At 56.7% G+C, this 10,229-nt stretch carries 4 protein-coding genes, 2 tRNA genes, 2 rRNA genes and 1 pseudogene; 8 read left to right on the forward strand and 1 reads right to left on the reverse strand.

Annotated elements, in window-relative coordinates:
* Positions 1-53: 53 nt before the first annotated feature.
* From FUU19_RS10715 to aceK, 8 genes are all read left to right on the forward strand, one after another.
* Positions 54-130: transfer RNA gene (locus FUU19_RS10715), tRNA-Ile, on the forward strand.
* Positions 131-168: 38 nt separating this feature from the next.
* Positions 169-244 (forward strand) — tRNA-Ala (locus FUU19_RS10720).
* Between the two features lie 207 nt (positions 245-451).
* Positions 452-3,359, forward strand: a 23S ribosomal RNA gene (locus FUU19_RS10725).
* A 99-nt stretch (positions 3,360-3,458) separates the two neighbouring features.
* Positions 3,459-3,574, forward strand: a 5S ribosomal RNA gene (gene rrf / locus FUU19_RS10730).
* Between the two features lie 379 nt (positions 3,575-3,953).
* Positions 3,954-4,883: a homoserine O-acetyltransferase MetA gene (gene metA, locus FUU19_RS10735; protein ID WP_043139603.1), complete on the forward strand. Its 930-nt coding sequence runs from the start codon at positions 3,954-3,956 to the stop codon at positions 4,881-4,883.
* A gap of 374 nt (positions 4,884-5,257) precedes the next feature.
* Positions 5,258-6,856, forward strand: a complete 1,599-nt coding sequence (gene aceB / locus FUU19_RS10740; protein ID WP_230489703.1) for a malate synthase A — start codon at positions 5,258-5,260, stop codon at positions 6,854-6,856.
* Positions 6,857-6,897: 41 nt separating this feature from the next.
* Positions 6,898-8,205, forward strand: a complete 1,308-nt coding sequence (gene aceA, locus FUU19_RS10745; RefSeq protein WP_141972238.1) for an isocitrate lyase — start codon at positions 6,898-6,900, stop codon at positions 8,203-8,205.
* 69 nt (positions 8,206-8,274) lie between these two features.
* The gene (gene aceK, locus FUU19_RS10750; RefSeq protein ID WP_141972240.1) at positions 8,275-10,029 is read left to right on the forward strand and encodes a bifunctional isocitrate dehydrogenase kinase/phosphatase; all 1,755 of its coding nucleotides are present in this window, start codon (positions 8,275-8,277) and stop codon (positions 10,027-10,029) included.
* A 1-nt stretch (position 10,030) separates the two neighbouring features.
* On the opposite strand, the pseudogene FUU19_RS10755 reads toward aceK, so the two are convergent.
* Positions 10,031-10,229: pseudogene (locus FUU19_RS10755) on the reverse strand (bifunctional 4-hydroxy-2-oxoglutarate aldolase/2-dehydro-3-deoxy-phosphogluconate aldolase); the annotation flags it as partial.

Consider the following 10,229-nt stretch of genomic DNA (forward strand, 5'->3'; position numbering starts at 1 on the left):
GGCGTGCTCACACAGATTGTCTGATAGAAAGTAACGAGCAGAAATACCTTTATAGGCTTGTAGCTCAGGTGGTTAGAGCGCACCCCTGATAAGGGTGAGGTCGGTGGTTCAAGTCCACTCAGGCCTACCACTTCTTCGAAGTGGAAAAGGTACTGCGCGTGACTGTATGGGGCTATAGCTCAGCTGGGAGAGCGCCTGCCTTGCACGCAGGAGGTCAGCGGTTCGATCCCGCTTAGCTCCACCATATAGTCCGGTATTTCAATACTTCAGAGTATATTGGCGACAGTATGCTGCGAAGTATTTTGCTCTTTAACAATCTGGAACAAGCTGAAAATTGAAACATGACGGCTGAAATTTATCCCTCCGTAGACGTATTGGGATGAAGAGTAACCTGTCATAGAGTCTCTCAAATGTTTGCAGCACGAACGATGGAAACATCTTCGGGTTGTGAGGTTAAGTGACTAAGCGTACACGGTGGATGCCTAGGCAGTCAGAGGCGATGAAGGGCGTGCTAATCTGCGAAAAGCGTCGGTAAGGTGATATGAACCGTTACAACCGGCGATACCCGAATGGGGAAACCCAGTGTGTTTCGACACACTATCATGTCATGAATACATAGTGGCATGAGGCGAACCGGGGGAACTGAAACATCTAAGTACCCCGAGGAAAAGAAATCAACCGAGATTCCCCCAGTAGCGGCGAGCGAACGGGGAGGAGCCCAGAACCTGAATCGGCTTGTGTGTTAGTGGAAGCGTCTGGAAAGTCGCGCAGTAAAGGGTGATAGCCCCGTACACTAAAATGCACAGGTCGTGAGTTCGATGAGTAGGGCGGGACACGTGACATCCTGTCTGAATATGGGGGGACCATCCTCCAAGGCTAAATACTCCTGACTGACCGATAGTGAACCAGTACCGTGAGGGAAAGGCGAAAAGAACCCCGGCGAGGGGAGTGAAATAGAACCTGAAACCGTGTACGTACAAGCAGTGGGAGCACCTTCGTGGTGTGACTGCGTACCTTTTGTATAATGGGTCAGCGACTTATATTTTGTAGCAAGGTTAACCGTATAGGGGAGCCGTAGGGAAACCGAGTCTTAACTGGGCGATTAGTTGCAAGGTATAGACCCGAAACCCGGTGATCTAGCCATGGGCAGGTTGAAGGTTGGGTAACACTAACTGGAGGACCGAACCGACTAATGTTGAAAAATTAGCGGATGACTTGTGGCTGGGGGTGAAAGGCCAATCAAACCGGGAGATAGCTGGTTCTCCCCGAAAGCTATTTAGGTAGCGCCTCGTGAACTCATCTTCGGGGGTAGAGCACTGTTTCGGCTAGGGGGCCATCCCGGCTTACCAAACCGATGCAAACTCCGAATACCGAAGAATGTTATCACGGGAGACACACGGCGGGTGCTAACGTCCGTCGTGAAGAGGGAAACAACCCAGACCGCCAGCTAAGGTCCCAAAGTCATGGTTAAGTGGGAAACGATGTGGGAAGGCATAGACAGCCAGGATGTTGGCTTAGAAGCAGCCATCATTTAAAGAAAGCGTAATAGCTCACTGGTCGAGTCGGCCTGCGCGGAAGATGTAACGGGGCTAAACCATGCACCGAAGCTGCGGCAGCGACGCTTAGGCGTTGTTGGGTAGGGGAGCGTTCTGTAAGCCGTTGAAGGTGGCCTGTGAGGGTTGCTGGAGGTATCAGAAGTGCGAATGCTGACATAAGTAACGATAAAGCGGGTGAAAAGCCCGCTCGCCGGAAGACCAAGGGTTCCTGTCCAACGTTAATCGGGGCAGGGTGAGTCGACCCCTAAGGCGAGGCTGAAAAGCGTAGTCGATGGGAAACAGGTTAATATTCCTGTACTTGGTGTTACTGCGAAGGGGGGACGGAGAAGGCTAGGCTAGCCGGGCGACGGTTGTCCCGGTTTAAGCGTGTAGGGGGTGTGACCTGGTAAATCCGGTTACATACTAACCCTGAGGCGTGATGACGATGCACTACGGTGCAGAAGTAGTTGATGCCCTGCTTCCAGGAAAAGCCTCTAAGCTCTAGGTAACATTGAATCGTACCCCAAACCGACACAGGTGGTCAGGTAGAGAATACCAAGGCGCTTGAGAGAACTCGGGTGAAGGAACTAGGCAAAATGGTGCCGTAACTTCGGGAGAAGGCACGCTGGCATGTAGGTGAAGTCCTTCGCGGATGGAGCTGAAGCCAGTCGAAGATACCAGCTGGCTGCAACTGTTTAATAAAAACACAGCACTGTGCAAACACGAAAGTGGACGTATACGGTGTGACGCCTGCCCGGTGCTGGAAGGTTAATTGATGGGGTCAGCCGCAAGGCGAAGCTCTTGATCGAAGCCCCAGTAAACGGCGGCCGTAACTATAACGGTCCTAAGGTAGCGAAATTCCTTGTCGGGTAAGTTCCGACCTGCACGAATGGCGTAATGATGGCCAGGCTGTCTCCACCCGAGACTCAGTGAAATTGAACTCGCTGTGAAGATGCAGTGTACCCGCGGCAAGACGGAAAGACCCCGTGAACCTTTACTATAGCTTGACACTGAACATTGAGCCTTGATGTGTAGGATAGGTGGGAGGCTTTGAAGCGTGGACGCCAGTCTGCGTGGAGCCATCCTTGAAATACCACCCTTTAATGTTTGATGTTCTAACTCGGCCCCGTGATCCGGGGTGAGGACAGTGTCTGGTGGGTAGTTTGACTGGGGCGGTCTCCTCCCAAAGAGTAACGGAGGAGCACGAAGGTTAGCTAATCACGGTCGGACATCGTGAGGTTAGTGCAAAGGCATAAGCTAGCTTGACTGCGAGAGTGACGGCTCGAGCAGGTACGAAAGTAGGTCTTAGTGATCCGGTGGTTCTGAATGGAAGGGCCATCGCTCAACGGATAAAAGGTACTCCGGGGATAACAGGCTGATACCGCCCAAGAGTTCATATCGACGGCGGTGTTTGGCACCTCGATGTCGGCTCATCACATCCTGGGGCTGAAGTAGGTCCCAAGGGTATGGCTGTTCGCCATTTAAAGTGGTACGCGAGCTGGGTTTAGAACGTCGTGAGACAGTTCGGTCCCTATCTGCCGTGGGCGTTGGAAGATTGAGAGGGGTTGCTCCTAGTACGAGAGGACCGGAGTGAACGCACCACTGGTGTTCGGGTTGTCATGCCAATGGCATTGCCCGGTAGCTAAGTGCGGAAAAGATAAGCGCTGAAAGCATCTAAGCGCGAAACTTGCCTCAAGATGAGTCTTCCCTGGGCCTTTAAGGCCCCTGAAGGAACGTTTAAGACTAAGACGTTGATAGGCTGGGTGTGTAAGTGCAGCGATGCATTGAGCTAACCAGTACTAATGATCCGTGAGGCTTAACCTTACAACACCGAAGGTGTTTTTAGAGAGATTTTCAGCGAAGTTCCGAGATTGGTTCTGATGGCGGCACGAGAGTGACGCGGTTGGAATGAAACAGAATTTGCCTGGCGGCAATAGCGCGGTGGTCCCACCTGACCCCATGCCGAACTCAGAAGTGAAACGCCGTAGCGCCGATGGTAGTGTGGGGTCTCCCCATGCGAGAGTAGGACACTGCCAAGCATCAAATAAAACAACAAGCCTCATGCGAAAGCATGGGGCTTTTTGTTTTGTCTGTTATTTGGTGTTCTGCTCGAACATGGGCATGCGAAAGGCCCGTCGGGAACGGGCCTTAACGCCGCTTGCGGCGGCCCCGCAGGGGAGAGTCTCAGGATGAGACGAATACTGTAGGACACTGCCAAGCACCAAATAAGCCAAGAGGCCATCCGAAAGGATGGCCTCTTGGCTTTCAGCGCCTTTCATCTCCCTGCCATACCCTGGCGCCGCTCGCGCAATGAAACATTTTCACCTTTCCGCCGAATGCTCGACATCGACGGAAAAAAACGCTATCTTCGGGCATCTAGAAGTCTAAACGTATAAATGGATGTGTGAGGGTTAAGCAATGCCGATTCGTGTTCCTGATGAGTTACCTGCGGTCAATTTCTTGCGCGGTGAGAATGTCTTCGTGATGACATCCTCGCGGGCAAAAACACAGGAAATCAGGCCGCTGAAAGTGCTGATCCTCAACCTGATGCCAAAGAAGATCGAAACGGAAAACCAGTTTTTGCGCCTGCTGTCCAACTCGCCGCTGCAGATTGATATCCAGCTGCTGCGTATCGATAGCCGCGAATCGAAGAACACGCCGGCCGAGCATCTGAATAACTTCTATTGTGACTTCGAGGATATCCAGAACGAGAACTTCGATGGTTTGATCGTCACCGGCGCGCCGCTGGGGCTGGTCGATTTCTGCGATGTTGCCTACTGGCCGCAGATCGAGCGCGTGATCGACTGGGCTAAGAACCACGTTACCTCCACGCTGTTCGTGTGCTGGGCGGTACAGGCGGCGTTGAATATTCTGTACGGCATTCCCAAGATGACGCGCGAGGTGAAGCTCTCCGGCGTTTATCCGCACCAAACGCTGCAGCAGCATGCGTTGCTGACGCGCGGCTTCGACGAAAGCTTCCTGGCGCCGCATTCGCGCTATGCCGATTTCCCGACCGAGGTGATTCGCCAATATACCGACCTGGACATCCTGGCCGAATCCGAACAGGCCGGAGCCTACCTGTTCGCCAGCAGGGATAAGCGCCTGGCGTTCGTCACCGGCCATCCGGAATACGATACGTTGACCCTGGCAGGAGAGTATTGTCGCGACAACGATGCCGGCCTCGATCCTGCCGTACCGCTCAACTATTTCCCCGATGACAACCCCGCACTGACACCGAAAGCCACCTGGCGCAGCCATGGCCACCTCCTGTTTTCCAACTGGCTCAACTATTACGTCTACCAGATCACACCTTACGATCTGCGCCATATGAATCCCACGCTCGACTGATCTTTTCTGTCTGCCGGCGGCTGAATCGAGGCCGCCGCGCCGTTGATCCTCTGCACGATCCTCTTTTTATCCGTCCTTTTATCCAAAAAACCATTTCCCGACAAGGCGTTAGCACGTCTTTATTAAATTATTGGAACCAGTTTCCTTACCCGTCATTGTTGTTATTTTGTCTAACCAATTGATAATAAAGTGTTAATAAAATATTTAATAATAAAATGGAAATGGTTTTTGATTTTTATTTTTTGTTGAGTATTCTTAACTCTATCGGGATGAGATCTGACCAGTTGAGGATCGTTTCATCCGCCCTGATCCACAGTGATTTCTGATGAAAATGCGCCGGTCGCGCGGGCGCATCGATGGGAAGGAGCAAGGTCATGACGCAACAGATAGCAGGCACGGAATTAAGGTTTACGCAGGGTTTCGCCGCAGCGGAGCGCCAGGTGTTAACGGATGAAGCGGTTGAATTCCTGGCGGACCTGGTGGGGAAATTCACGCCGCGGCGCAACGAGCTGCTGGCGGCGCGTGTCCGCTGGCAACAAAATATCGATCGCGGTGAACTGCCGGGATTTATTTCGGAAACTGCTTCCATTCGTGAAGGTGACTGGCAAATCCGCGGCATTCCGCAAGACCTGCGTGACCGCAGGGTCGAGATCACCGGGCCGGTCGAGCGCAAGATGGTGATCAATGCGCTGAACGCCAACGTAAAAGTGTTTATGGCCGACTTCGAAGATTCGCTGGCGCCAAGCTGGGACAAAGTCATCGACGGCCAAATCAACCTGCATGATGCGGTTAACGGCACCATTTCCTACACCAATGAAGCCGGCAAAATCTACCAGCTGAAACCGAACCCGGCGGTATTGATCGCTCGCGTACGCGGTCTGCATCTGCCGGAGAAGCACGTGCTGTGGCGTGATGAGGCCATTCCCGGCGGCCTGTTCGATTTCGCGCTGTACTTCTACCACAACTATCGCCAGCTGCTGGCCAAGGGCAGCGGCCCGTATTTCTACCTGCCGAAAACCCAGTCCTGGGAAGAGGCGGCCTGGTGGAGCGATGTCTTCAGCTTTACCGAGGATCGTTTCGATCTGCCGCGCGGCACTATCAAAGCGACCGTGCTGATCGAAACCCTGCCGGCGGTGTTCCAGATGGACGAGGTCCTCTACCACCTGCGCGACCACATCGTCGGTCTGAACTGCGGCCGCTGGGATTACATCTTCAGCTACATCAAAACGCTGAAGAATCACGGCGATCGCGTGCTGCCGGATCGTCAGTCGGTGACCATGGAGAAACCTTTCCTGAGCGCCTATTCGCGCCTGCTGATCAAAACCTGTCATAAGCGCGGCGCGTTCGCCATGGGCGGCATGGCGGCGTTTATCCCGAGCAAAGACGCCGAGAAAAACGCCTGGGTGCTGAACAAGGTGCGGGCGGACAAAGAGCTGGAGGCCAGCAACGGCCACGACGGCACCTGGGTGGCACACCCGGGGCTGGCGGACACGGTGATGGAGGTGTTCGGCAAAGCATTGGGCGATCGCCAAAATCAGCTGGAGGTGCTGCGTGAGCAAGACGCGCCGATCAGCGCCGCACAGCTGCTGGCTCCGTGCGACGGTGAGCGCACCGAAGCAGGGATGCGCGCCAATATCCGCGTGGCGGTGCAGTACATTGAAGCCTGGATCTCCGGCAACGGCTGCGTGCCGATTTACGGTTTGATGGAGGATGCGGCGACGGCGGAGATCTCCCGTACGTCTATCTGGCAGTGGATCCACCACGAGAAGAGCCTGAACGACGGGCGCCCGGTCACCAAGGCGCTGTTCCGCCAGATGCTGCAAGAAGAGATGTTGGTGGTGCGTGAAGAAGTAGGGGAAGCGCGCTTTAACGCCGGCCGGTTCGAAGAGGCGGCGCGCCTGATGGAGCGCATCACCACGCAAGATGAATTAATCGATTTCCTGACGCTGCCCGGCTATGCGCTGCTGGCCTGAATTTTCCCAATCAACCCTACATGACTGAAAGGATAAAAATTATGTCTACCTCCCGCTCTCAACAGATCCAGCAGCTGGAACAGGAATGGAAATCGGCCCGTTGGGAAGGCATTACCCGCCCCTATAGCGCCGAAGACGTGATCAACCTGCGCGGTTCGGTCAACCCGGAATGCACCCTGGCGCAAAACGGCGCCGCCAAACTGTGGGCATTGTTGAACGGCAAGGCGCGCAAAGGCTACGTGAACTGCCTGGGCGCGCTGACCGGCGGCCAGGCGCTGCAGCAGGCCAAAGCCGGCATCGAGGCTATCTACCTGTCCGGCTGGCAGGTGGCGGCGGATGCCAACAGCGCGGCGGCCATGTACCCTGACCAGTCGCTGTATCCGGTGGACTCCGTGCCGAAGGTCGTCGAGCGCATCAACAACACCTTCCGCCGCGCCGATCAGATCCAATGGGCGAACCGAATTGAGCCGGGCAGCAAAGGCTACACCGATTACTTCCTGCCGATCGTCGCCGATGCGGAAGCCGGCTTCGGCGGTGTGCTGAACGCCTTCGAGCTGATGAAAGCGATGATCACCGCCGGCGCCGCCGGGGTGCACTTTGAAGATCAGCTGGCGGCGGTGAAGAAGTGCGGCCATATGGGCGGCAAAGTGCTGGTGCCGACGCAAGAAGCGATTCAGAAGCTGGTCGCCGCACGCCTGGCGGCCGACGTGCTCGGCGTGCCGACGCTGGTGATCGCCCGCACCGACGCCGATGCGGCCGACCTGCTGACCTCCGATTGCGATCCGTATGACAGCGCCTTCATCACCGGCGAGCGCACGGCGGAAGGCTTCTTCCGCACCCATGCCGGCGTCGAGCAGGCGATCAGCCGCGGCCTGGCCTATGCCCCTTACGCGGATATGGTGTGGTGCGAAACCTCAACGCCGGATCTGGATGCCGCTCAGCGCTTCGCCGATGCCATCCACGCCAAATACCCAGGCAAGCTGTTGGCCTACAACTGCTCGCCATCGTTCAACTGGAAGAAGAACCTCGACGATCAGACCATCGCTCGCTTCCAGCAGGCGCTGTCGGACATGGGCTACAAGTATCAGTTCATCACGCTGGCGGGCATCCACAGCATGTGGTTCAACATGTTCGACCTGGCGCACGCCTATGCACAAGGCGAGGGGATGAAACACTACGTCGAGAAGGTGCAGCAGGCGGAGTTCGCCGCGGTGGATCGCGGTTACACCTTCGCGTCGCACCAGCAGGAGGTGGGCACCGGCTACTTCGACAAGGTCACCACCGTCATTCAGGGCGGCGCCTCTTCGGTCACCGCGCTGACCGGTTCGACGGAAGAACAGCAGTTCTGATGCGGCAAGCTTGAAGACGTTTCACCCGAAGCCTGCATGCGCAGGCTTCTTTTTCTGGCGGGGGTAAGGATGGCGGCAAAACTGGAGTTGTTGATCGCACAGACGATCCTGCAGGGCTTCGATGCGCAGTACGGCCGCTTTCTGGAAGTGACCGCCGGCGCGCAGCAGCGCTTCGAGCAGGCGGACTGGCCGGCGGTGCAGCAGGCGATGAAAAAGCGCATCCATCTGTATGACCATCACGTCGGCCTGGTGGTGGAGCAGCTCAAATGCATCACCGGGCAGAAATACTTCGACGCCGATTTCCCCAGCCGGGTTAAAGCGGTTTATATCGACCTGCTGCCGGACTATCCGCGTTTCGAGATCGCCGAAAGCTTCTTTAACTCGGTCTATTGCCGGCTGTTCAGGCACCGCGATCTGACGCCGGACAAGCTGTTCGTCTTCAGTTCGCAGCCGGAACGGCGCTTTCGCGACATACCGCGTCCGCTGGCACGCGATTTCACCCCCAATGGCGATCTACCGGCGATGCTGCGTAGCGTGCTGAGCGATCTGCCGCTGCGGCTGCCGTGGGAGGACTTGGCGCGCGATATTCGCGACATCACTCAGGCGCTGCAACGCGCCTTCAGCGCAGCGCAGCTGGCGGGCGCAACCTTCCAGATAGCCAACGAACTGTTCTATCGCAACAAGGCCGCCTGGCTGGTCGGCAAGCTGCGCCTGGCCGACGGTGTTTATCCGTTCTTGCTCCCGATCCACCACAGCGAGTCGGGCGCGCTGTTTATCGATGCCTGCCTGACCGGCAAGGCCGAGGCCAGCATCGTCTTCGGCTTCGCCCGCTCTTATTTCATGGTCTACGCGCCGCTGCCGGCGGCGATGGTGGAGTGGCTGCGCGAGATCCTGCCGGGCAAAACCACCGCCGAGCTGTACATGGCGATCGGCTGCCAGAAGCACGGTAAAACCGAATGCTATCGCGAATACCTGACCTTTATGGCGCAGTCGCAGGAGCAATTTATCATCGCGCCGGGGGTGAAGGGCATGGTGATGCTGGTGTTCACTCTGCCGTCCTTCGATCGGGTGTTTAAAGTGATCAAAGACGAATTCGCCCCGCAAAAAGAGGTAACGCAGGCGCAGGTGATGGCTTGCTATCAGCTGGTGAAAGAGCACGATCGCGTCGGGCGCATGGCGGATACCCAGGAGTACGAGAATTTCGTCGTCGACAAGGCGCGCCTCAGCCCGGAGCTGTTGGCGGAGCTGCGGCGCGAAGTGCCGGGCAAACTGGAAGATCTCGGCGATCGCATCGTGATCAAGCATCTGTATATGGAACGGCGCATGACGCCGCTGAACCTGTATCTGGAGCAGGCCAACGACCAGCAGATGCGCGATGCGATTGAAGAGTACGGCAATGCCATCAAGCAGCTGGCCGCCGCCAATATCTTCCCCGGCGACATGCTGTTCAAAAACTTCGGCGTGACGCGCCACGGGCGGGTGGTGTTCTACGACTACGACGAGATTTGCTACATGACTGAGGTTAACTTCCGCGACATTCCGCCGCCGCGCTATCCGGAGGACGAATTGGCCAGCGAGCCGTGGTACAGCATCGCGCCCAACGACGTGTTCCCGGAGGAGTTCCGTCACTTCCTGTGCGGCGATCGGCGCATTCGGCGGGTGTTTGAAGAGCTGCACAGCGATCTGTTTACCGCGGAGTATTGGCGTGGGTTGCAGCAGCGCATCCGCGAGGGGCACGTGGAAGACGTGTTCGCTTACCGCAAGAAGCAGCGGTTCAGCCAGCGCAGCGGGGCGGCCCTGCCGGCCGCCACCGCTGCGATGTAAATCAGGCCTGGGCGCCCGCGACGGCGGCGCGCGCCAGTTCGGTGATACGGGCGTAGTCGCCGCTTTCCAGCGCGTCCGCCGGCACCAGCCAGGAGCCGCCGATGCACAGTACGCTTTTCAGCGCCAGATAGCTGCGGTAATTGTCCGGCGAGATGCCGCCGGTCGGGCAGAAACGCACCTGCGGGAACGGGCCGCCGATC

Origin of the sequence: Serratia montpellierensis, from assembly GCF_020858655.1 — a bacterium.
Classification (GTDB): domain Bacteria; phylum Pseudomonadota; class Gammaproteobacteria; order Enterobacterales; family Enterobacteriaceae; genus Serratia; species Serratia montpellierensis.